Source organism: Asaia sp. As-1742 (assembly GCF_011753235.1).
Lineage (GTDB): Bacteria > Pseudomonadota > Alphaproteobacteria > Acetobacterales > Acetobacteraceae > Asaia > Asaia bogorensis_B.
Genome location: NZ_VWWA01000003.1, coordinates 96628 through 120059, shown reverse-complemented (window position 1 = coordinate 120059; position 23432 = coordinate 96628). Strand labels below are relative to the sequence as shown.

Sequence of the window (23432 nt, the reverse complement as noted above, 5' to 3'; positions counted from 1 at the left end):
TCGTTATTCTTCCGTAAGAGTTGCTGCATAAAATGACTTGGCAGGGCCGTAGAATGCTGCCAAGTCATAGTGATCAACATTTGATGACCGCCAGGCACGCGACCGGGAAATCTGCCCGCTCGCGCTCTCTTTCTGACGTGGTCGGGGACGAGCTCTAGGAAAGCCGCATGGACTGGGACAAATTGCGAATATTCCATGCGGTTGCAGAGGCGGGTTCGTTTACCCATGCCGGTGACCGGCTCAATCTGAGCCAGTCGGCAGTTTCCCGGCAGATTTCGGCTCTTGAAGAGACGCTGAACGTCCCGCTTTTCCACCGCCATGCCCGCGGCCTGATCCTGACCGAACAGGGCGAGACACTCAATCACACCGTCCGGGAAGTGTTTTCGAAACTCTCCCTGACGCAGGCCTATCTGAGCGAGAGCAAGGTCAAGGCCAAGGGCGAGCTCAAGATCACCACAACGTCGGGGTTTGGCCTCGGCTGGCTGGCCCCCAAACTCCAACGTTTTCTGGCGCTCCACCCCGATATCGAGGTGAGCCTGATCATGGAGGATACGGATCTCGACCTCGGGATGCGTGAGGCTGACGTCGCCATACGTATGCATCCCCCCAGGCAGGCCGATCTGATCCAGCGTCATCTGGCCAATTTCGCGATGCCTATCTATTCCAGTCAGGCCTATCTGGACCAGCACGGTGTCCCGAACAGTATTGCAGAGCTCGGCCAGCATCATCTGGTCGGGTTCGCTGGTATGTCACCTCCCCTCCCCGATGCCTTCTGGCTGCTCGAACTGGTTCGCCGGCAGTGTCATGGGTCAGTTCGCAACAAGCTGGAAATCAACAGTTTCCCGGCCATCGCCACAGCCATCGCAAAAGGTGCTGGGATCGGATCGGTCCCTACCTATCTGGCTCAGGCGCATCCTGAACTGATCCGTATTCTCGACCATGAACCGATACCGACCGTCGAGGCCTTCTTCGTTTACCCGGAGGAGCTGAAGATGTCGAAGCGGATCACGGTACTCCGTGACTTCCTGCTGAGCGAGATCCAGGCTGGCAAGCACTGAGAGCGGTCAGATATCCTGTCCGCTCTCGTTGTGACGTAATAGTCTGTCACGGCGGGAGATGACCACTCGGGTCGTCTCCATCGTCATGATCTGGCACCTTGCGTCAGGCCTTTCAGAATCTTCCGGCAACCCTTCGGGACTTCGCCTTCCTCCGGTAGAGTACCCACCTATTATACCTGACCTGCGCGTTCAGCTCCGCTTGCTTGCATGGGCGTTAACGCGTTCGCGCAGCTCCTTGCCAGCCTTGAAGAACGGGATCGTCTTTTCCTCGACAGAGACAGCAGATCCCGTGCGCGGATTACGCCCCTGACGGGCATCGCGCTTTTTGACAACAAAAGCGCCAAAGCCGCGTATCTCGACCCGATCCCCCCGCGCGAGCGCGCCGGAAATCTCGGAGAGAATGGTCTGGACAATCATCTCGATATGGCGGGCATTAAGATGAGGATGCGCCGCTGAGAGTTCGGCGATGAGTTCGGATTTTGTCATCAGGGGCTCTGCAAACTCTCGGTAACAGGAGGACGGATCGCATGATCCGCCCGACAACGCGCAAATATCACCGTGGCAAAATCGAGACTGCACCGTCAAGACTCTGATAGGCCATGACCTTGTCTATGGCCTCGGGCCAGGCAAACCACGAGCCGCCAAAGCGATGGTAGAAACGCTCCCACATCGTACGATCCGGTTTCTTGATGGCGAGCTTCCTGACCGGCAGATCCTTGCCGTCCTTGATCTGGCTGTGCAGCCACGCCGCCGCCTGATCCTCATCTCCGATCTGGTCGATCAGGTGCAGTGCAACCGCCTGACGCCCGGTATAGGGACGCCCGTCAGCAAGCTGACGTATTTCCTCAACAGGCCGGTGACGCCCCTTGGCAACCATCAGGACGAACTGATCAAACAGATCGTCCACGATCCCCTGCAGCATTTGCCGTCCCTCGGGTTTGAGCGCGGTGAAAGGCTGCGACTGATCCTTCATGGGGCCGGAAGTAATCGTCTCGGCCTTGACGCCAATACGGTCGAGCAGCGCCGACGCATCTGGGCGCATCATGATGACGCCAATCGATCCAGTGATGGAAGAGGGATAGGCAAAGAGCCGCTGTGCCGGAACGGCGATCATGTAGCCCGCCGAGGCCGCAAGACCCTGCATCGAAACAGCGACCGGCTTGCGACTGACAAACCCGGCGATAGCATCATGGAGCGCCTCACCGCCGGTCACACCGCCTCCCGGGCTGTCGATAACAAGCAGCATCCCCTTGATATGCGGGTCGCGACCAGCACGCTCGATAGCCTCCACGGTAGGCCTGACCCTGTTGCCTATAACACCTGTGATCTCGAGACGAGCAATCGCATCATGTGGCCCATGAGGCCGGCCCGGCACAAAAAGCACCAGTATCGTTGCAACCAGAGCCGCCACAGCGATACCGCGCCAGAACAGCAGGCGTCTCCGCTGGCGAAGTAGTACGGCTGGGGTATCATCATTCGTGCGGTTAAGCGCCGTCATCAGTCCTGTTTCCCATCACGCAAATAAAAAAGGCAACCCATCGCAGGATGGGTTGCCTTTAATGGCGCGTCTACTGGGTAAATCCCGGTATCAGGCCTTTTTTGCACGACCGCGGCGCACTGTGCGCTCTTCGCCATCGTTTCCTTCTTCAGCAACCACCCGCGAAGAAGCATCTGCTCCGGCGTTGATCTTGCGACCAAGGCCAATTTCACGAGCGAGATGCGAGCGACGCTCTGCATAGTTGGGTGCCACGAGCGGGTAGTCGCTCGGGAGGCCCCAGCGTTCACGATACTGTTCCGGCGTCATGCCATAAGCACTCTGCAGGTGACGCTTGAGCATCTTCAGCTTCTTACCGTCCTCAAGGCAGACGATGTAATCGGGGAAGACCGAGCGCTTGATCGGTACGGCAGGCTGCGGACGTTCCGGCTCGGGATCAGCCTGACCAGCACCCTGCAGGGCGTTGTATACTTGTTTGATCATGCCTGGCAGGTCGTCACCAGCCATCGAATTGTTGGCAACGTGAGAGGACACAATCTGGGCAGTCAACTCAAGCAAGGCGACGTTGGTTTCTGACTCTGACATTTATTTTCTCTTTGTTGAAGTTTAACTCTTTTAACAGGTTCTTTTATAGCATGAGTTTTTCGAGGTAAATAGGTTTAACGATTTATCTTTTCTTTTTTATACTTCCGATCACCGCTCGTTAAAATCATCACGATCTCACAGTTTTTTTCCACCCGTCGCAAGAAAAAATTCTAACAGGAAATCTTTTTTGCGAAGCACTTTTTCACGCGACGTCAATATACGTCAACGATCACTAGTATATATCTGTAAATTTTTTGATAAGTTCCGCGAAGAAACTTAAAAAACATGACATGCCGCATCTTGGTCCTGAGTTTTCCCCTAATTGTTGTATAATTAACGTTTATTCTTCTTCATCTGCTTACTAGGGATAGCGGCATCCCAACGCGCCAGACGGCAAAACGATCATGTCATCGGCGCCTCCGATAGAAAATTTTTGTTTGTGCTCAGAGATGCCAATCAGCGTACGCTTTCGCATCGTCCTCTCTATGACGCTGCGACACTATGAACGATTCTTGCGGTTTACATTTGGTTACTCCCCCGCCTCATGTGAGGATCACGCTAAACTGGAAAATCCTGTCTCTATGCTCAAGTCTCCGACCGGCCTGCTCGTGCAACGCCTGCCCCGCTTGCCGGCGGGAGAAAATCTTAACGGGGAATAACGACAGTTAACTATGCAGTAATTCCTGACAATCCGATGGAATCGTCTTCACTGCAGCCCTGCGCAGGCGGCTTGAGCCAACCTGATGGCTGCATCTCGACCACGTGAGAGCATTACTGATTCTTTAGGCACCTGCTAACTGACTGCGCTTTCTTTCCACTTAGTGCCCTGCCATCATGACAGTGCTGTCAGCCGGGCAATGTCGTCCTGCGCCCCAATCAGTCGTACAGAACGCGGTCTTCCCTTTGCGCCTTTTCCCTTTTCACCCCTCCTTCGTCAGTCGTTCAGGCAAACGATTTTCTCTGGCTGGGGCTTTTGTTCCGACGATGCGTGATACGCATGGCCGAAATCGCTGGGGCTGGCTGTTCGCTCCCTCTGCCCAATCCGTGGAATTCGCCTTACGCAATACGATTGCGGCACTGCTGGCGCTCGGCATCGCCATGTGGATGGAGCTGGACAGTCCGATCTGGGCAACCATGACTGTATGGGCCGTCGCACAGGGCACGCGCGGGGAAAGTCTTTCCAAAGCGCGGTGGCGTATCGTGGGGACAGTCATCGGCGCAATCGCTGCTATCGGGCTGTTCACCGTATTTCCACAGCAACCCCTGCTTTTCTTTCTCACCCTGGCACTCTGGATGGGGCTTTGTGCAGGGCTGGCAACTTTCGTCAGTAATTTTCGAGCGTATGCCCTCGTCCTGTCCGGCTATACCTGTGCGATCATTGCGATGGGGGCCGTCTACGACCCGGAAAACGTTTTCATGATCGCGGTCTCACGCTCCACATATATCGCGCTCGGCGTGATCTGTGAGGCCGGGATGGGGCTGATCTTCGCAACCAGTCAGGAACGTCAGGCCCGGCAGACAGTGCGGACGAAGCTACAGACCGCCCTTTCTCTCGTCTCCCTTTCAATTGCCGATATTCTCTCTGACGCAGCAACGACGCAGCGTAAGGCACGCGAGCTTTTCGCGACAATCCTGCGCCTGAACAGTGAAATAGAATTTGCCGAGATAGAAATGGGCCCGCACGGGCACGAGGGCGACCACGCGCGTGCGGCCCTCGCTGCTGTGTCCATTCTCCTGTCGCGAGGCTTCGGCATGGCTGCCCGTCTGGCCGCTCTTGCCCATAGTCATGGCAGCTTTCACGAAACCTCGCGTCATGCGCAGATATTCCTGCGCGGACTGGAAGAAAGACTACGGAGTGCTGAGCCTGTTCAGGGTATTCTGGCCGATCTGCATCTGCTGATAGAGGAGTGCCGCATCCATGCTGCACCTTTCATAAGGCCTGATCATGATGACGCCCCCGATCTGGGTCCTGTCGATGAGCGCGTACTGCATGTTGCACTAGGGGAACTGCTGAACGATCTCGAGATTGCCATAATCGAATATGACGCAAGCACGCATCTGATCCCCAGGGATCGTTTTCATTTCCGGCTTCAGCCTCACCACGATCCACGCAACGCCATCAATAATGGCTTGCGCGTCATGGCGGCTATCCTCTTCACGGCGCTGGTCTGGGAGGTAACGGCTTGGCCAAACGGCACTGGCTTTATCTCGATGACGTCCCTCATCTGCGGACTGTTTGCCACTCAGGAGAATCCTGTTCTCGGAACCACAGCCTTCCTCAAGGGGACGATCTGGTCGGTCGTTGCCGGTGGTATACTGACATTCATCTTCGTGCCGAAATTCGACACCTACGAGATGTTTATCATGGCTTTCGGACCTGCAATGTTCATCGGCGGTCTGGCACGTGCCAATGCGGCCACAGCTGGTGCTGCCGCCGCATACGGTCTGCTCATGCCAAGCATGGTCAACGTGCAAAACCATCATCGCCTCGATGAGATCGCGTTCTATAACGGCGCGATGGGGACTGTTATGGCCGCCTGCGCCGCCGTTCTGGTGTTCCACACTTTCCTGCCCTTCAGCCCTCAGGCCGAGCGCCTGCGTCTGCGCCGACAAATGCTGGGTGAGCTACGCACGCTCTGTCACCTGAGCAAAGCACCGGAGACGCGACAATGGATTGGGCGAAATATCGATCGCTTTGCCCGTCTTATCCGTCATGCAGGCCCCTCCCCTCTTCCTATCGTTGAGAGTTATCTGCAGGGGACCCTGGCCGTCATGACCATCGGTCTGAACGCCATCCGACTGCGTACATTGCTGGATCGCGAGCATCTGCCGGTTACGGCCAGACGCCCGATAGAGCTGCTGCTTGATCGTATGGAATATACGCGTGACCGTCATGACCGTCCGGCGCGTGTAGCGGCAGCGGCCGTGCGACGGCTACGCTCACTCGACCGCACCGAAAAAGACCTTGTTACGAGACTCGAGTTGATCCGGGGTATTTCCTATCTGGTGGTGATCCGCGATGAACTCGCGGCGAACGCAGCCTTTCTCGACGAGACGCACGCCTTCACCAGTCATGTATTGCTTGAAGAAACCAGATGAACCCCACCAGCCATTCTTGCAACGATACCGACAACGATAGCGCTCGGCAGCCTCATCGCATCGCCCTGCGCGGCACTATCCTGCGCTTTGCAGGAAATCCGTTTGACATGCCTCCAGAGGAAGCATTGAGCGCTGAAACGGATAGTGTTGTCATCATCGAGAATGGACGCATCAGCGCTGTTGGGTCCTATGATCAGATGGCACACAGGCTCGGAGACAGCGTCGCGCTTGTCGACCATCGCGGCAGCCTGATCGGGCCGGGCTTCATCGACACGCATGTTCATTATCCCCAGCTCGGGGTCATTGCGTCTTATGGTGAGCAGTTGCTCACCTGGCTCGAGCGCTATGTCTTTCCCGAGGAACGCCGCTTTGCCGAGCAGGCCTATGCCCGACGCATTGCCTCGGACTTTCTGGACGCCCTGCTGGACCAGGGCACCACAACGGCTGCGGTCTACTGCACGGTTCATCCTGAATCGGTCGAGGCTTTCTTCGATGAGTCGACCCGACGCAACACGCGTATGATCGCCGGGAAAGTTCTCATGGATCGCAATGCGCCGGATTACCTGCGCGATACTGCCCAGAGCGGTTATGACGAGTCCCGTCGCCTGATCGACAAATGGCACGGTCGTGGCCGTCAGCTCTATGCCGTGACGCCACGCTTTGCCCCGACCAGCACCGAGGCCCAGCTTGAACTGGCCGGAACCCTTCTCGATACCGCGCCCGATCTGTTCATGCAGACGCATCTTCTGGAAACAGTGCAAGAGGAAGAATGGGTCCGGTCCCTCTTCCCTCATCGTACAGGCTATCTGGATGTCTATGACAAGGCAGGGCTTGTTCGACCACGCAGCATTTTCGGCCATGCCGTCCATGTGAGTGAGCAGGATCTGACACGTTGCGCCCATGCGGGCTGCACGCTGGCGCATTGTCCGACCTCAAACGCGTTTCTGGGCAGTGGTGCGTTTCGCCTGTTCGACGCCATGCGTCCCGATCGGCGTGTACATGTTGGACTGGGGACCGATATTGGCGGCGGTAACAGCCTTTCCATGCTACGTGTGATGAACGATGCCTATTGCGCGGCACAGTCGCATGGCACGAGTCTGCATCCGGTGCAGGCCTATTGGCTGGCGACCGCCGGAGCAGCGCAAGCGCTCGGGCTGCAAGACCGGATCGGCCAGGTGGAGCCAGGGCTCGAGGCGGACCTCTGCGTGCTTGACCCCTGTGCAACGCCCCTTATGGCGCAACGTACGAAACGTGCCGAGACGATTTCGGACCTACTCTTTGCCCTCTCAATGCTGGGTGACGACAGGGCCGTCAGCGCCACCTATGTCATGGGGCGGCTGCATCGGCGCTTTACACCCTGAGGCAGTAAAGGCGCGTCAGGCACTGGCAGGGCTTAGCTGGCGTCGATCAGGCCATGCTGGGCAAGCCAGGATTCATACCAGCCTGGCCAGTTTGCGGTGACCTGATCAGGCTCGCCCATACCGAAGCCATGCCCGCCAGTGGGCAGGCGACGATAATCGACAGCCGTTCCTATTGCCTCGCAGGTCTGGGCCATCAACGCGGCGTTATAGGGGTTGGCAATATGATCATTATCGGCCTGTGTCAGAAACACCGGCGGATATCCTGGCCTGACATGACTCTGTACTGACCACAGACGCGCCAGATCGGGGGGGGGCATTTACCCCCACAAGATCACGACGGGTCGCAGTGTGGTCATAAGGCTTCTCAAGTGTGATCACGGGATAGATCAGAGCAGCACCAGCCGGTTTCGGCACAGACATTTTCTCGAGGAGAGGCGCAAACGGACCCTCGCCATGCCACTGCGAGGCTGTCATTCCCATGAGATGCCCGCCAGCCGAGAAGCCAAGCAGACTGATACGCTCCTTGTCGATACCGTCTCGACGCGCATGACGCCCGATAAGGGCAAGCGCACGACGGGCATCCTGCAAGGGAGCAAGCGGACCCTCTGCCCACCCTTCACCCGGCAGACGATAGACCAGCACGTAAGCGGTCACGCCACGGGCCGCGAGCCAGCGCGCGGCGGGATAGGCCTCACGCTTCATGCCGATGCGTTGATACCCACCCCCTGCCGCAATAAGAACTGCGCTGCCGTTGGGGTTCGCCGGGCGGAAGATTTCAAGGCGCGGTTCGGTGATGTTGTAAAGAGCACCTCTGGCCGTTGCCTGTTCCGGCCCGCTCGGACCACCACCGCCGGGTGGTGTCTCGGGCCAGAGCGCGATCTGCTCCGGCGAGCGCGATCGGGAAGGACCGTGGCAACCCGCCAGAGCCGCCGCGGAAAGCGCAAGGCAGGATGTCAGTAAGCTGCGACGGTGGAGCCCCCTCGCGCCCGGGGGCCCGTTCGCGCAGAACGGGTCATGCCCCGGGTTCTGCCCCGCCATTGCGAGAGCGGGTCTGAAAGTTCGGGGCGCTTTACACGACATGCGGCTTCCTTCCTGCTTGTCGCGAACGGCGTTCAGGCCTTTCGGACGAATTCCGATTTGAGGTTCATCCCGCCGATACCGGGGATCTTGCAAGACAGATTGTGACCATCGCTCGCATCGACAAGACGGATGCCCTTGATCTTGGTGCCGCCCTTGATAACGGACGATGAGCCCTTGACCTTCAAATCCTTGATGATGGTTACGGTATCGCCATCGGCCAGCACATTGCCATTGGCATCACGTATCGCAAGGTCATCGGATTCAGATACCGCCCCAGCGGTTGCGCCACCCGCCACGCTCCATTCCAGCGCGCATTCGGGGCAAACCCAGAGTCCGCCATCCTGATAGATATGTTCACAGCCACATTGCGGGCAGATATCGCTTTTCACGATCTTGTCGTCCTGTTCCTTCGGGCACCTTACGACCGCCGCATGGATGGGTCGCTTCTGTTTCACCTGATACGGAAGCGTGTACATCGATCCCGGCAGTATTTGCCAGAGTTACATGCAGGTTTACTTGTCTCCGGCGCATTTCCGCCGATCCGAAAGCGTCACTACAGTCAGAACGCCGCAGCCTTCCGTATGATCAGATCTGGCTAAGCCCGAACACGGATCGCCAATCTGAACGGAGCCTTGGCTGCCCTATTCCCGGGACAGATAATTTTTGGGAACCCTCAAATGGGGTCTGGCGGAGAGGGTGGGATTCGAACCCACGGTGCCCGTGAAGGCACAACGGTTTTCGAGACCGTCCCAATCGACCACTCTGGCACCTCTCCGTAGCAGGATAACCTGGTCGTGGGCGGCTTATAAGGGGCAGATCCGGTGGCTTGCAAGAGGGGGGAATACGATTCTTTTCATGTTGCTGTCATTTCACCCTGTTTCCCACGCGATAATGATTGACGGACGCGGCTTGCCTCCTGTAGTGAGCCCCCCTCGCGGGAGCATGCGTCTTGTGGTGCGTGGTTCGGCCAATAATAAAAAGCGACTGGGCAATGCCGACCGGGGAAAACCCTGGCAAAATTGCCAAGAGATCGGACTGATAGAGAGTTTAAGACATGTTCGCAGTCATCCGCACCGGCGGAAAGCAGTATCGCGTGGCCCCGCAGGCAACGTTGAAGGTTGAGAAGCTCGAAGCCGAAGCCGGCACGACCATCACCTTCTCCGACGTTCTGGCCGTTGGTTCCGACGCAGGCATCAAGATCGGCGCTCCGCTGGTCGCTGGCGCCACCGTCACGGCAACCGTCATCGCCCAGGACCGTCTGGACACGGTCATCATCTTCAAGAAGCGCCGCCGGCAGAACAGCCGCCGCAAGAATGGTCATCGTCAGCACGTGACCGTCCTGCGCATCGACGCGATCAACGCAGCGTAACTGACGCTAGAGAGAAGGAGAGACCTCCATGGCACAAAAAAAGGCAGGCGGTTCGAGCCGTAACGGACGCGACAGTGCAGGCCGCCGTCTCGGCGTCAAGAAGTTCGGCGGTGAAGCCGTTCTCGCAGGCAACATCATCGTCCGCCAGCGCGGCACGAAGATGATGGCTGGCCCGAACGTTGGCGTTGGTCGTGACCACACCCTGTTCGCCCTCGCCGATGGCGCCGTGAAGTTCACGCGCCGCGCTGAAGGCCGCGTCCACGTTTCCGTGACGCTGGCAGAAGCCGCAGAATAAAAGACTGGCCAATACCAGTTGACGGGAGAGGCCGGTCCGCTTGGGCCGGCCTTTCTTGTTTTGAACGATATTGTTGGACGAAGACGAGACAGACCATGAAATTCCTCGACCAGGCCAAGATCTATGTGCGCTCCGGCGATGGCGGGGATGGTGTTGTCGCGTTCCGTCGTGAAAAATACGTCGAATTCGGCGGTCCTGATGGCGGCAATGGTGGCCGCGGTGGCGACATCATTTTCCGCGCCGTGCCGAACCTGAACACCCTCATCGATTTTCGCTACACCCAGCATTTCCGTGCTCGCAAGGGCGGCAATGGCGCGGGCTCGGACCGTACCGGCGCCAAGGCCGAGACGGTCATCATCAATGTGCCGATCGGCACGCAGATTTTTGACGATGATCGTGAGACCATGCTGGCCGACCTCGATGAGGACGGCAAGGAAGTGCTGCTTTGCAAGGGCGGCGATGGCGGATTCGGCAATGCCAATTACAAGACGAGCACCAATCGTGCGCCGCGTCGTGCTGACAAGGGCTGGCCGGGCGAGGAACGCTGGGTCTGGCTGCGCCTCAAGCTGATTGCCGATGTCGGTCTTGTGGGCCTGCCCAATGCTGGCAAATCTACCCTGCTCTCCGTCTGCTCGAGGGCCAAGCCCAAGATTGCCGACTACCCTTTCACCACGCTCCACCCGCAGCTTGGCGTTGTGCGCCTCTCGGCCACGGAAGAGTTTGTTATTGCCGATATTCCGGGCCTGATCGAAGGTGCCAGTGAAGGCGCTGGTCTTGGAGACCGTTTTCTCGGCCATGTCGAGCGTTGCGCCATGCTCATCCATCTGCTCGACGGAACAGAGAGCCAGCTGGTCAAGAATTATCGCATGATCCGCGGCGAGCTCGCTGCCTACGATGAGACCCTTGCTGAAAAGCCGGAAATCATCGTGCTGAACAAATGCGATGCCCTGACCAAAACCCAGATCACCGCCAAGACGAAGGCCCTTGCCAAGGCTTCCGGTGCCGAGGTGTTCACCTTGTCGGCAGCAACCCATGAAGGGCTGGCCGAGCTGCTGCGTATCGTGCAGGATCGCGTCACCCATTACCGTCTGGAAGAACGCGAGACCCATCAGTGACCAACCAACTGGCTGAAGCGCGCTGTGTTGTCATCAAGATTGGTTCGGCCCTGCTGGTCGATGCCAAGAACGCCGCGCTACGCCATCACTGGCTGAACACTGTCTGCGAGGATATCGCCCGGCTACGCCGTCAGGGCACCGATGTCGTGGTTGTCTCCTCGGGTGCCATCGCGCTTGCGCGTGTGCGCATCGGCATGGTGGGGCGCAAGCTCCGCCTTGAGGAGAAACAGGCCGCTGCCAGTGTCGGGCAGATCCAGCTTGCGCAGGCCTGGAGCGCCGCTCTGGGCCTTCAGGACCTTACGGCAGGTCAGTTGCTGCTGACCCCTGGTGACACAGAAGACCGCGAGCGTCATCTTAACGCCAGAGCAACGTTACGTACCCTCCTGGGCCTGGGCTGCGTACCTGTCATCAATGAAAATGACGCGATTGCCACGACTGAAATCCGCTTTGGCGATAATGACCGTCTGGCAGCCCGTGTCGCCCAGATGATCGGCGCTGACACGCTGATCCTGCTTTCGGACATCGATGGCTTGTACACCGCTGACCCCCGCCTCGACCCCGGGGCGGAACATCTGCCTGAGGTCGCTGCCCTGACTGAGTCGGTCATGGCCATGGGTGGAGCGCCCCCGCCCGGTTATTCGTCAGGCGGTATGCACACCAAATTGCTGGCGGCCCAGATTGCCACGCGTGCGGGTGCCCGCATGGCCATTGCCTCTGGCCTCTCCCCTCACCCGATCAGCCAGTTGCTCGATACCGGGCGCTGCACCTGGTTTCTGGCAGCGGAAGATGCAGGCTCGGCCCGCAAGCGCTGGCTAGCCAGTGCGCTCGAAACCAGAGGTCGTGTCATGATCGATCAGGGCGCGGTACGTGCTCTCGATCATGGTGGTTCTCTCCTGCCTGCGGGTGTGAAACAGGTCGAGGGCCGTTTCAGCCAGGGCGATCTCGTCGTTATCTGCGATGAGACCGGACAGGAAATCGGCCGCGGCCTGACCGCCTATGATGCCGAGGAGTCCCGCCTGATTGCCGGCCATCGCTCTGAGGATATCGTCACGTGCCTCGGTCATTCAGGGCGGGACGAACTGATTCATCGCGATGATCTGGTTCTGATCCGCCAACCCCGCGAGCCGTCCTGATCCTCTGCGGTCCGGCGCGGTAACCGGGTCGGGTCTTTGAAAAACCCACTCAGCCGGTCAGGCCGTAACGGGCAAAGCTGCTGTACCGTCTAAGGCAAGCCAAGACGTCAGATACAGCCCCTGCCTCCGCCGGATGAGTTCGGGTGCCTGTTACCGGCACCCGGAGTGGTCTTCAATCCCCTTGATGCTCCTGTGCCTATCGGCTCAGGTCATCAGAGCACTGTCACCGCCATTGACCTCGAATTCGGCGCCTGTCGTGAGGGCAGATGCGTCGGAAGCCAGAAATACGGCAATAGGCGAGATATCCTCAGGCTGTAGCCATCCGACTGGCTGAACCTCGGTTCGGGCACGATCCTTCCATGCCTGAGCGGGTGAGATCTCGCCATGTACTGTGTGATGCACCTGCTGCTCAAGGGCCGCGAGGCGCTGCTGATTCAGCGTGAGTGCGGTACCCACAAGCCCCGGTATGATGGCATTGACCGTCATGCCATAGGGCGCGAATTCCATCGCTGCGGATTTCATCAGGCCAATCAGACCCCATTTTGACGCGGAATAGCTCGCGCCCCCCTTCGTGCCGTGTCGCCCCTGCATGGACGAGACGATCAGCACACGACCGCCCTGGCGCGTGATCATGTGCGGTACAAAAGCCCGCAGGGTTCGGGCGGTGCCATTGAGGTTGTTCTCAATCTGGTCGTCCCAGTCAGCATCATCCATATCGAGCAGCGACTTCCAGCCTTGTATCGCGGCATTGGCTACTAGAATATCGATATGACCAAAGGCCCTGACCACCTCATCCGCTGCGGCTCGCAGCTGTGCGATCTGACGGATGTCAGCCCTGATCGCCATTGCCCGGCGACCGAATGACTGGATTTGCCGCACAGTCTCATCCAGTTCCTCATGGCTGGCAGGGACCGCATCGGCCACACGGCTTACCGGGCCGGCGATATCCAGCGCCACCACATCGGCCCCGTTTGCGGCATACTCGACCGCAATGGCACGACCGATGCCCCGGGCCGCCCCCGTGACGACAGCCACGCGTCCCTGCAACTGCGAGCCTCTCCCCGCCCGGATCGCCCCCGCACTGAACGCATCAGAAGCTCTCGGCGCCGTTCCAGGCCCGTCGTCATTGACCGCTGCGGCCTTGGAACCATTTGCCGAGGAGAGAAATGCTGCCCCTCCGGCCAGTCCGGCCACAAGCAAGGCTCGCCGTGCATGAACCGGTGAAGATTGGGCCTCATCGCTTATGAGTGTCTTGCTTGTCTGCGAGTGTGGCATGGTCGTATTCCCTTGTCTGACCGACGTGTTCGGCCTGGACATACTACGACACAATAAGACACAAATAGGTACACATCATTGTGTCTATTTGCCCTGAACGCGAGCCTTGCCAGTAACAGTCGCAAGAATCACTGACAAAGCCTTGGCGGATAACCATATAATTAGATCTATTATCGTAACTAAATTATATTTTCTATCTACCACACAGGATGGAGCAGCATACCTGCATTGGCTTCAGGCAAGGTTACTTACCCTGTGCTTCATCGTTTCAAAAATTGTGCGTAGGACCGCTCAAATTTGACATTGATCAGGGGCGCGGCGGCCAGCGCAGGGTCGGCTCGGAACGAACGCGGCGCGCGCCGGCCTCTTCCGCCTGACGGAGTTTCTCGGCTTCCGCCCCGGCGCCGCGCGGTGCCATTTCCTGACGCTGCGCCTTCAGGCGCCACGCATCATCGTTGCGGCTCGTCGCCTCATTTTGACCCTTGCCCTGATAGCTGGATATCGATGCGGCGGTACCTCCTGCCCCGGCGTATGGAGCGGCGGACGCTCGCGTGTCATAAGTGGCACCTGGCGGACGCGGCGCCTCTCGCGGTGGTGGTGGGTCAAAATGCGTAGGACGCAGAATGCGCTCCAGATTTTCCTGCGCGCCGGACTCTGCATAGCTGTAATCATCCCGCACACTGGGCGGGCTCTGGCGGTCACGACGCTCGTCGGTCGACGGGTGGCGTGGCTGGAAGGCCTCGCGCAGTGAAACCTCCTCGGCAGCAGGCATGGGCCGCAATGCCTCATCCTGGCCTGAGCGCTCGTACTGCATCCTGTCCGGCTGGATACGTTCAGCCGGGGCATGATCTGGCGTAAGGCGCTCACCCGAAGTCCGCTCAACCGGGGGACGCTCGGCCAGAGGGCGTTCGGCAGGCGGGCGCTCAACCGAGGGACGCTCAACCGGGAGACGCTGGGCTGCCTGCCGACCGGCCTGCGCTGACCACGGCATGGGGTCGGGGGCGCGCATGGTTTCAGTCGGACGAAGGGGCGGCTCGGCCTGCCCGCCAGACGACGTTACGCGTCGGGGCGGCGCATAGATCGGCTCACCGGAGGGACCAGTTTCGCCAGCGCCCTGAGCCAGCCTCATGGCGATGATGCGCAGTTCAGCCCGCACCTCGTTGAGTTGTAGCTCCACCTCTTCCAACCGCGGTTTCACACCGAAGATGGAAAACGGCATGAGGATGAACATAAGCCCCAGCCCAAGCAGGATGAACCCTGCAAGAAACTGCATCCACAGAGGAAGAGAAAGGAGTGCGGTCGTCATAATCAGCGATCTATGCCAATTTTACCGACACCGCCAAGCGCGATCTTTGCAGCTGGTCCTTCTGCCTTACCACGATTGGCGCCTGGGCCGACTCCCGTTGCTCTTAACGGTGCATTCCCACTCTGCAGCCGCGAAGCAGATGCCCTCTGCGGCCGCATAATTTCTAGCGCAAATCCGCCCGGGTCAGAGTTACAGCAAGAGGTTGAGCGGCGCCGCTTTTCCCGTCCCTCAGGGCTTGCAGGGATTGATGGAATATCCGGGCACGATAGACGATCCGTCCTTTTCCATCGCGCCACTGCTCGAAAGCCAGTGTCGTGTCCGGGGCCGTGCTGTCCGGCTGATCACTGAAATGCCAGTCCAGACCATATCGGGCCGCCAACGCATCGAGCGTCGTGTCATGACCCGCGAAGGCGAGAAGCCGTGTTGCGGGTAAGACGATCGAACCATCCCCCAGCCTGATCGTCTCGCCCGCCATGAAGTGCGCGATGATATCCGCCATGACCGCGCTACGTGCGGCTACAGCCACACCCTGACGGCGGACGAGCCTGGACAGATAGTCATGCACCGGGAGTACGGTTGTCAGCAGAGCCGGGTTGATTTCCCCCACCCACGCCTCACGGGCGGACTCATCTCCTGCCCGGTCAAGGCTTTGCGCATGGATCAGCAGCAGGTTTTCCGCGAGCATTGCTGCCAGCGTCATTCCTCCGCTCAGCGAAGGTCGTCCCTTTTTCTCACTGACCACGAGGCCGGTTTCGAAACAGGGTCCCTGCCCCGTCTCACACGCTTGCGGTGCAAAAAGCTGCTGCAACGCCGCCAGCCCGGCATTCACGCTGTCAGGACGCGCTTGTTTGTCATTCCGTGCCAGCTGCGTCGCGTCCTGCGCCATCTGATCATGGTGCTGTTTCACGAACTCCGCCGTCACAGCGTCAAACACCGGATCATGCTGCCCGGCGGCAAGTGAGCGAGCCGCGATTTCATGCCCCGGCGAAAGGGCACGGGCCATGATCTGCCCGCTCTCACGGGTGCGGTTATCGGCAGAATCTGCCCATATGAAAGGAGGCGTCGCCCCAAGGCAGGGAGACGCATTTTGTGTGCAGGTGAGATCATAATAGCGAGCCACGCCCTGCATCATGGCGTCAAGTGTGGCGCGGCCATGATCGGTCAGTTCGCCGGGGGCTACCGGCCAGGTGGGCCAGACAACACCGGTTTCCTGCTCGAGGCTACGGGCATCATGCGTCGGGCTGCGTATCCCGTGACGGGCAATCAGCACGACGCGCTCCAGTCTCGCTGGCGCCTCAGGCTCGACCGCAGAGAAAACAGGAGATGAGGCAGCTCGTGCTGTACCCGCGCCACCCAGCGCCAGCGCAAGAGAAAGAATGAGCGCGCGGTTCATGGCAGGGTGACCGTCAGGTTGAAGAACACAGAGCGCCCCGCCAGACGCCAGTAAAGCGGTGCGCCATCGGGATAGCCCGCACTGGCGGCAGACTGGTTACCGGCAAAATCGCTGATGGCACGGTTATTGAAGAGGTTGGATATCTTGAGGCTGGGCGTCACATCGCGCATGAAGCCGCCCAGCTTCTTGAAATGCCACCCCAGGGCAAGATCGGCCGTGGTGGTGCTTCCAATACGATACTGATTGGCAAAGACTGTATTGCCAGCGCTATCGGTGGTGCTGTCGAGCCCATAATGATTGCCCACGAATTTGCCGATAAGCGAGGCATAAGGGCCCTTATTGTCGTCATAGAGCACACCAAAGGAGGCAAGCACATTGGGGGTAGCCGCCACGCGCACCGAGCTGTGCTTGTACTGCGCGTCATTCACGCTGTAATTGCCATAAAGCGACACGCCATGACCGATGGCATATTGCCCCTCAACCTCCAGCCCCTTGTAGATGGCACCACCACTATTGACCGATGTGCTCTGCGTGCCAAAGCCGGGCACCTTGATCTGCGCCGAGGCAATGAAGTTCGAGAAATTGATGTAATAGGCGTCGAACGAGACCGTCCAGCGCTTCTGCTGCACCACTGTGCCGATCTGATAGTTCAGCGTGGTTTCAGGGCTGACATTGCCTACATTCTGGGTCTGGAACACGCTCATGGGCGGCGCGAGAAAGCCACGGGCAATCTGGGCGTAGGCACTCCAGCCCGGCAGGATGATCTGGTTTGCCGAGATCGAAGGCTGCCATGAGGTGAATTGCTGCGTCGCGTTCAGCGGCACCTTCGTCGATTTGTTGACCGCCGCATCATAATCACGACGGAAGTATGAGTATTTGATTCCCGGCTTGATGATGGTGTTGCGGAACGGCTTCCAGTCGAACTCGAGATAGGGCTGAACGGTCGTGTTGAAATCCGAGATGTCGTAGCTATAGGCCGAGCCATTCTTGCCCGGCACCATGATGCCGCCTTTTGTCAGATCGAGGGCATAGGTATAGCGCCGATCGTCCTGCAGATCGGCCCAGGCACCAACCAGCACATCACCCTGCGACGTATGGGCCTTGAAGGTCAGTGTGTCGCCATAGTCACGGAATTTCGCGTCGGCATATTTGCCGGGCACGTCATTCTTGTAGGTGGCCAGCTTCTTGCCCGCAGTTGAATAGAAGGTCACGCCATTGGCGCCCAGGTCATCCGAACTGGCGTCGGTGGACTCGGTGTAATCGTGTTCAAAACCGTTCGTATAAAGACGGTTCTCGATTGTCAGCCAGGGCAGCACCTTGCTCTTGATATCGATGTAATCGAAATCCGACGTATAGGTGCTCGGCTGATACCCGGCATAGCATTGCAGCGCAGGATTGAAGCAGAGACCGTAATCCTTGCCGTATTTACGGTACTGGGCCAGCGTAGCCCCCTGCGTGGTGTTCTGGTTCTCCCAGTTATAGGTGGTCAGCAAGGTCAGGGTCGTGTTTTCCCCCAGCCGCGCGACATCCTTGAACAGCAGGTTATTGCGCCGCTCTCCCGAGCCGGTCAGATATCCATCCGTCTCCTCATGCTGCAGATCGAGCACCATCGAACCAAAACGGGTCTTGCCTGAATCGACCTCCACACCCCCGGCACGAGTGTTGAAGCTGCCATAGGTGCCATAGGGTGTGACCCCGAAATGCTGTGCAGGGGTGCGGGATTGAAACCCGATCGTCCCGCCAAAGGTCGCATTACCGATAGTCGAGGCGGTACCCGGCCCACGATTGACCTGCACCTCGCCCAGAAAATGCGAAATGAAAAGCGACGAGGTGGTGTGGTGCAGATCGCTGGCATTTCCGAACGGGATACCATCGAACAGCATGTTGTACTGACCATCCTGAAAGCCGCGCAGGCTCATGGTCTCGGCCTTGCCCATGCCGGGGCCGTTGGGGTTCTGTGTCCAGATGCTCGGCTGGAACTTGATAATGTCATCCACGCTTGCCAGAGGCACGATATTATTGGTGATGAAGCGCTTCTGGATGACGGAGGTTGGTTCGGTAATGGTCAGAGGTACGGTGGAGGGCGCAAGGCGCTCGGCCCGCCCGATGACCGTGATATGCTCCTGTCCGGTTTTGTCGTCGTGTTTGTCATGCGCGAAATTGCTGCCACGGGCGGCATTGGCGATCACAACAGTCCCATCGGGCTGGATATGCGCACTCAGCCCGGACCCACCCAACAGACGCTCCAGTGCCTTGTCGAGCGTCAAGCGCCCCTTCAGCGCCGGAGCATGCCTGCCGCGTACCTGATCGCTCGAGAACAGGATGTCGCGCCCTGACTGCCTTGCGAGGGCGGTCAGGGAGTCTTCGAGTGGTCCCGCGGGTTGACTGAACCCTGTGACCACACGCCCCTTCCCGGAGACCGCATCCCCTGCCTCTGTCTGCCGTACAGTGGAGGTCTGAGCCAGACCAGGGATTGGCCAGGCACAAAGCGACAGCAGCACCATCGCCAAACGTTGGCGGTTCCTGCGCGGCTGCATGGCAGGAACAGGGCATGAGGCAGGGCGATCAGAGGCATACAAGGCGGGAATCATTGAAGCGGGTTTCCGTCAGGGTACGACCGGATTGGTCTCTCCCTAGCGAGACGACAGGCACGATCAGGCCCTCATCTGTTTCGGTGTCGTTTCATCAAAGCTTAACAATCAGAGCTGCACGATCGAGATCAGATCGGGGGCAAAAATCACCCGCAAAGGCAGAAGATGCGCCAGCGCCCGGAAAAAACGGGCCGGGTCGTGGGTGTGAAAGACACCGCTGATGCGCAGAGAAGCAAGCGAGGGCGAAACAAGCCTGACAGGACGATCGCTGTAGCGAGCCATCTCGTTCAAAGCCTGTGCGAGCGGCGTGCCATGAAACACGGCGCGCCCCTCACGCCATGCCAGCAGATCATCCAGCCTCCCGGGCCGCTGGGTCACCAGATCGGTCCGCCTGTCATATGCAAAGACCTGCCCTGCCTGCACAACATGCGACGCACCGGGTTTCTCCAGCCTTGCGCTCCCCTCCAGCACCGCAAGCGTCATGGCAGCGTTCGTCACATCCAGCGCATAACGTCCACCACGCCCCGACACAGCCCACGAGCAACAGCCGAATTGTGCCTGCTGCCCGAATGGCGCGGCCATCACCTCATAACGCCCTGTCTCGAAAACCATGCGACCGGTGCGCGGTGCGAGAACGAGAGAGCTGCACGCATCCATCTCCACACGCAACCCGGAAGCCATAACGCGCCGATGCTCGCCACGGCCCGTACAGATCGTCCGCGCATCTGCCACGTTTGCCGCGACACCGAGACTTGCCCCAAGCCCGACGATACCGGCCACGACGCCACGACGTGACAGCGGCAGGGAGACGCTTCCCTGACGCGACCGCGCAAACTGCCCGCCCTGCCAGATCTGTGAGACGAGGTTATAGGCCTGATGATGCGCCTCTTTTTCGTCAAGCCACGCATCGAAACGCCTGCGGTCAAGGTCGGAACACCGGTCGGACATAAGCCGCGCCTGCCAGTTTGCCGCCTGTTCGATCTCTGCGGGCGTCACGCGTCCACCGCTGTATCGGTCAGGAGCGCCATCGCCAGATGGGCAAGGGCTCGCGCCATGGATTTTTCGATCGTGCTGACACTCAGCGAGAGGGCCGCGGCAATCTGGCTGTAGGTCAGGTCATCCAGGCGATGCATCAGGAAGATACGCGCCGTGCGGGGATCGAGCGCATTGAATGCCGTGCGCACGCGCCTCAGTTGCTCGCGACCCAAAACGATGCGTTCCGGCCCCGGCGCAGCACAGGCGGGCTCTGCGCTGGTATCATCGTCAAGCGATGCCACACGCAGCCGTGCTTCGCGTCGAGTGCGGTCGATGGCGAGATTGCGTGCCGCGCGCAGGACATAGGCTTCGGGATGTTCGATGCCGTCCAGACCGCGCTCGAACAGATGCATGAGCGCGGTCTGAAGCAGATCATCTGTATCGTTGCGCCGGTTCTGACGCCGGATACGCTCGTGCAAAGACGTCCAAACGGACTGTCTGAGGCACCATTCTGCCGCTGACATCGCCATCCTGACCGTAATGAAACAACCGGAACGGGGCGTTTCATATCAATGGCCGTTGCCAAAGTCAGGGAGAGATAGATCGTGTCTTTAAATCTTCATGAAACCCGGCACAGGCCCTTGCTGCACTCAGCAGGATCACAGTGCGGCCCAACAGCAGGGCGCTGACGCCCTGCCGGGCCGCGCGCCTGCGAAACCGGCCTCGTGAAACCGGGGGCTCCGGAAACGGGCATCAAAAAAACATGCCCGGTTCGTGTTAGTCAGAAGCCTTACATTCCAAGCGCACGACGATAGATATCGAGCAGCGTCTCCTGCTCTTCAATCTCATTGGGCTCTTTCTTGCGCAGCTTGATAATGTTTTTGATAGTCGCAACATCGAACCCGGCTGACTTGGCTTCGCTGAAGATATCCTTGATATCGCCTGCCAGCGCCTTGCGCTCCTCTTCCAGACGCTCGACGCGCTCGATAACGCTGCGCAGGCGGTCAACGGCAATGCCCCCTACATTCGAGTCAGGATCGGCAGCCTGACGCGCACGGCTGGCGGCGGCTTCGTCAATATCAAAAGGCATGTCAGACATGGTGACCTCGAAAACAGGGGTTGCATACGGCCCGGTCGGGCCAGAACAGCCACAGATGCACGCAGCAGGATTTTGCAGGCACTTGCGAAGAACGGCGGCTTATCGCGCCGGTATAGGCCGGGTCAACGCATATTGCGAGGGAACGACCGGCCATCTGGCGGCTTTGCTTTGCTACCTTTACCCCGTCCGGGCACGCATGTCATAAGACCGCACTGCCCCACCCAGAACCGGAGAGCCAGGAAGATGACCAACTGCCACCAGGTCGCCCCATTCGACTATGTCATTTTCGGCGCCACCGGCGATTTGACCATGCGCAAATTGCTGCCCGCCCTCTATTACCGTCTGACCATGGGACAGGTGCCGGATACGGCCCGCATCATCGGCACGGCACGCTCCCCGCTCAAGCGCAGCGAGTATCAGACGCGTGCACGCGATGCGCTCAAGCGCTTCGTCAAGACCGATGATTTCGACGAAGACACTGTCGATCGCTTCCTGGACATGATTCATTATGTCAGCCTCGACGGCTCCAAGCCCGACAGCAACTGGGCAGGTCTGCGTGAGGTGCTCAGCCACAAGGCCGAAGAGCATGTGCGCGTGTTCTATTACGCCACGGCCCCTGACCTCTATGGCGCAATCTCGAAGAACCTGCACCACGAGGGGCTGATCACCGATGACAGCCGCGTTGTGCTGGAAAAGCCGATCGGCATTGACCTCAAGACTGCCGAAGAGATCAATGAAGGCGTTGGTCAGTATTTCAAGGAAAGCTATGTTTTCCGCATCGATCATTATCTGGGCAAGGAAACGGTCCAGAACGTGATCGCCCTGCGCTTTGCCAACCCGCTTTTCGAGGCGGTCTGGTCGGGTGAGCATATCGAGTCCGTGCAGATCACGGCAGGTGAGCTCGTTGGCGTTGAAGGCCGCGCCGCCTATTACGACAATTCCGGCGCCCTGCGCGACATGGTGCAGAACCATCTGCTGCAGGTGCTTTGCCTGGTCGCCATGGAAAAGCCGGACTCCCTGCAGGCCGATGACGTGCGTGACGCCAAGGTGGCTGTCCTGAAATCGCTCGTACCGCTCGATGCCAGCACGCTGCCCACCAGCACGGTGCGTGCCCAGTATACGAAGGGTCACAGCAAGGGCGCGACGGTCGATGGCTATCTCGACGAGCTCGGCCATGACAGCAACACCGAGACCTATGTTGCCCTGCGCGCTGAAATCGACAGCCCGCGCTGGAAGAGCGTGCCGTTCTATATCCGCTCGGCCAAGCGCCTGAAGGCCAAGGTCAGCGAGATCGTGGTGACGTTCAAGCCGTCCGCCACCAAGCTGTTCCCGTCCCAGCCGGAGAAGAACGTGCTGGTGATCCGCATCCAGCCGGATGAAGGCGTGTCGTGGCAGTTCAACGTCAAGAACCCGCTCGATGATGATTTCGGCCTGTGGGAAACCAACATGGACGTGCATTTCGAGCGCGAATTCTCGGTTCGTTACCCCGATGCCTATGAGCGCCTGCTGCTCGATGCCGTGCGTGGCTATCCTGTGCTCTTCATCCGTCGTGACGAGGTCGAGGCCGCATGGAAGTGGGTCGCGCCGGTTATGGATGCCTGGGCCAAGAACGAAGTGCCGATGGCGCATTATGCGGCAGGCAGCTGGGGCCCCGAAGAAGCGCGTCAGATGCTCGCCCGTGACGGGCAGATCTGGCACGAAGACATGGAATAAGGCATCCCCTTGGCCTCTGAACCCAAAACACCCTCGCAGCCCGGCGCGCCCAGACTTGGTTCGGGCCGCCGCAAGCCCCGCACGCTCAAGCAGCATCTGCTGCGCCGCCTGATCGTGCTGGTGCCCGCCTCGCTTTTGGCCATTCTCGTCATGAAAATGGGGTGGCTGGATCAGGCGGCGGACAAGATCCAGTTCGACCGTCTGGCCTGGTTCGACAACACAAAGCTGGTCGAGCATCTGCGCGTCATGGTCACGCATAACGGTATGACCGACGTGCCTGCCAAATGCCTCGTGCCCATTCTCAATGGCAATGATCCGCCAGATGCAACACGCATCGATTTCATGCAGCGCAGCAATGATGGCTGCCCCGGCAAGCCGGGTACTTTTGACCGCCTGTTCACCATCAAGGTCAACCGTGCCGATCGCATGCTGGCAACCGATCAGGGTACACCCGGCCGGTTCCACGCCATGTCGCAACAATAAAAAACCG

General features: G+C 59.2%; 22 protein-coding genes and 1 tRNA gene. 9 read left to right on the top strand and 14 right to left on the bottom strand.

Features of this window, described 5'->3' with window-relative positions:
• Positions 1-167: 167 nt before the first annotated feature.
• Positions 168-1058, top strand: a complete 891-nt coding sequence (locus F3J08_RS05525; protein WP_023977538.1) for a LysR family transcriptional regulator — start codon at positions 168-170, stop codon at positions 1056-1058.
• Positions 1059-1247: 189 nt separating this feature from the next.
• Here the strand turns inward: F3J08_RS05525 and F3J08_RS05520 are convergent, their stop codons facing one another.
• From F3J08_RS05520 to F3J08_RS05510, 3 genes are all read right to left on the bottom strand, one after another.
• Complete coding sequence (locus F3J08_RS05520; RefSeq protein ID WP_122039228.1) at positions 1248-1544, bottom strand: integration host factor subunit beta; 297 nt, start codon at positions 1542-1544, stop codon at positions 1248-1250.
• Positions 1545-1611: 67 nt separating this feature from the next.
• A complete protein-coding gene (sppA, locus tag F3J08_RS05515; RefSeq protein WP_166928752.1) occupies positions 1612-2556 on the bottom strand; it encodes a signal peptide peptidase SppA in 945 nt (314 codons plus the stop codon).
• A 90-nt stretch (positions 2557-2646) separates the two neighbouring features.
• On the bottom strand, positions 2647-3138 hold the full coding sequence (locus F3J08_RS05510; RefSeq protein ID WP_122039230.1) for a MucR family transcriptional regulator: 492 nt from the start codon (positions 3136-3138) through the stop codon (positions 2647-2649).
• Positions 3139-4122: 984 nt separating this feature from the next.
• On the opposite strand from F3J08_RS05510, the gene F3J08_RS05505 reads away from it, so the two are divergent.
• On the top strand, positions 4123-6237 hold the full coding sequence (locus F3J08_RS05505) for an FUSC family protein (RefSeq protein ID WP_122039308.1): 2115 nt from the start codon (positions 4123-4125) through the stop codon (positions 6235-6237).
• The gene (gene guaD / locus F3J08_RS05500) at positions 6234-7598 is read left to right on the top strand and encodes a guanine deaminase (RefSeq protein WP_166928751.1); all 1365 of its coding nucleotides are present in this window, start codon (positions 6234-6236) and stop codon (positions 7596-7598) included. Before F3J08_RS05505 ends, guaD begins: the two co-directional genes overlap by 4 nt.
• Before the next feature lie 32 nt (positions 7599-7630).
• Here guaD and F3J08_RS16925 read toward each other — a convergent pair whose 3' ends face one another.
• The 4 genes from F3J08_RS16925 to F3J08_RS05485 form a co-directional block, all read right to left on the bottom strand.
• Positions 7631-7849 (bottom strand): hypothetical protein, encoded by a 219-nt coding sequence (locus tag F3J08_RS16925; RefSeq protein WP_205206758.1) that lies wholly within the window; start codon positions 7847-7849, stop codon positions 7631-7633.
• A complete protein-coding gene (locus tag F3J08_RS05495; protein ID WP_205206756.1) occupies positions 7827-8678 on the bottom strand; it encodes an alpha/beta hydrolase in 852 nt (283 codons plus the stop codon). The genes F3J08_RS16925 and F3J08_RS05495 overlap by 23 nt, the downstream gene beginning before the upstream one ends.
• Before the next feature lie 32 nt (positions 8679-8710).
• Positions 8711-9154 carry a zinc ribbon domain-containing protein YjdM gene (locus F3J08_RS05490; RefSeq protein WP_166928750.1) on the bottom strand — a complete coding sequence of 148 codons (444 nt, stop codon included), beginning with the start codon at positions 9152-9154 and terminating at the stop codon, positions 8711-8713.
• 209 nt (positions 9155-9363) lie between these two features.
• A tRNA-Ser gene (locus F3J08_RS05485) sits at positions 9364-9453 on the bottom strand.
• Positions 9454-9732: 279 nt separating this feature from the next.
• On the opposite strand from F3J08_RS05485, the gene rplU reads away from it, so the two are divergent.
• From rplU to proB, 4 genes are all read left to right on the top strand, one after another.
• Positions 9733-10047 (top strand): 50S ribosomal protein L21, encoded by a 315-nt coding sequence (gene rplU, locus F3J08_RS05480; protein ID WP_023977545.1) that lies wholly within the window; start codon positions 9733-9735, stop codon positions 10045-10047.
• 28 nt (positions 10048-10075) lie between these two features.
• Complete coding sequence (rpmA, locus tag F3J08_RS05475) at positions 10076-10342, top strand: 50S ribosomal protein L27 (RefSeq protein ID WP_023977546.1); 267 nt, start codon at positions 10076-10078, stop codon at positions 10340-10342.
• Positions 10343-10437: 95 nt separating this feature from the next.
• On the top strand, positions 10438-11457 hold the full coding sequence (gene obgE / locus F3J08_RS05470; RefSeq protein ID WP_023977547.1) for a GTPase ObgE: 1020 nt from the start codon (positions 10438-10440) through the stop codon (positions 11455-11457).
• Complete coding sequence (gene proB / locus F3J08_RS05465; RefSeq protein WP_166928749.1) at positions 11454-12590, top strand: glutamate 5-kinase; 1137 nt, start codon at positions 11454-11456, stop codon at positions 12588-12590. Before obgE ends, proB begins: the two co-directional genes overlap by 4 nt.
• A 204-nt stretch (positions 12591-12794) precedes the next feature.
• On the opposite strand, the gene F3J08_RS05460 is transcribed toward proB, so the two are convergent.
• From F3J08_RS05460 to F3J08_RS05430, 7 genes are all read right to left on the bottom strand, one after another.
• Complete coding sequence (locus F3J08_RS05460) at positions 12795-13865, bottom strand: SDR family NAD(P)-dependent oxidoreductase (protein ID WP_166928748.1); 1071 nt, start codon at positions 13863-13865, stop codon at positions 12795-12797.
• A 307-nt stretch (positions 13866-14172) separates the two neighbouring features.
• Complete coding sequence (locus F3J08_RS05455; protein WP_166928747.1) at positions 14173-15171, bottom strand: hypothetical protein; 999 nt, start codon at positions 15169-15171, stop codon at positions 14173-14175.
• A 163-nt stretch (positions 15172-15334) separates the two neighbouring features.
• Entirely contained in the window at positions 15335-16564 is a 1230-nt protein-coding gene (locus F3J08_RS05450; protein WP_166928746.1) for a histidine-type phosphatase, read from the bottom strand.
• Entirely contained in the window at positions 16561-19155 is a 2595-nt protein-coding gene (locus F3J08_RS05445; protein ID WP_240149158.1) for a TonB-dependent receptor, read from the bottom strand. The genes F3J08_RS05450 and F3J08_RS05445 overlap by 4 nt, the downstream gene beginning before the upstream one ends.
• Positions 19156-19263: 108 nt before the next feature.
• Positions 19264-20151, bottom strand: coding sequence for a DUF4880 domain-containing protein (locus tag F3J08_RS05440; RefSeq protein ID WP_166928745.1), 888 nt, complete (start codon positions 20149-20151; stop codon positions 19264-19266).
• Positions 20148-20654, bottom strand: coding sequence for an RNA polymerase sigma factor (locus F3J08_RS05435; RefSeq protein WP_166928744.1), 507 nt, complete (start codon positions 20652-20654; stop codon positions 20148-20150). The genes F3J08_RS05440 and F3J08_RS05435 overlap by 4 nt, the downstream gene beginning before the upstream one ends.
• Before the next feature lie 266 nt (positions 20655-20920).
• Entirely contained in the window at positions 20921-21220 is a 300-nt protein-coding gene (locus tag F3J08_RS05430) for a DUF2312 domain-containing protein (RefSeq protein ID WP_051395789.1), read from the bottom strand.
• Between the two features lie 252 nt (positions 21221-21472).
• On the opposite strand from F3J08_RS05430, the gene zwf reads away from it, so the two are divergent.
• Positions 21473-22942 carry a glucose-6-phosphate dehydrogenase gene (gene zwf, locus F3J08_RS05425; RefSeq protein ID WP_166928743.1) on the top strand — a complete coding sequence of 490 codons (1470 nt, stop codon included), beginning with the start codon at positions 21473-21475 and terminating at the stop codon, positions 22940-22942.
• A 9-nt stretch (positions 22943-22951) separates the two neighbouring features.
• Positions 22952-23425, top strand: coding sequence for a hypothetical protein (locus F3J08_RS05420; RefSeq protein WP_062164307.1), 474 nt, complete (start codon positions 22952-22954; stop codon positions 23423-23425).
• Positions 23426-23432 lie beyond the last annotated feature (7 nt).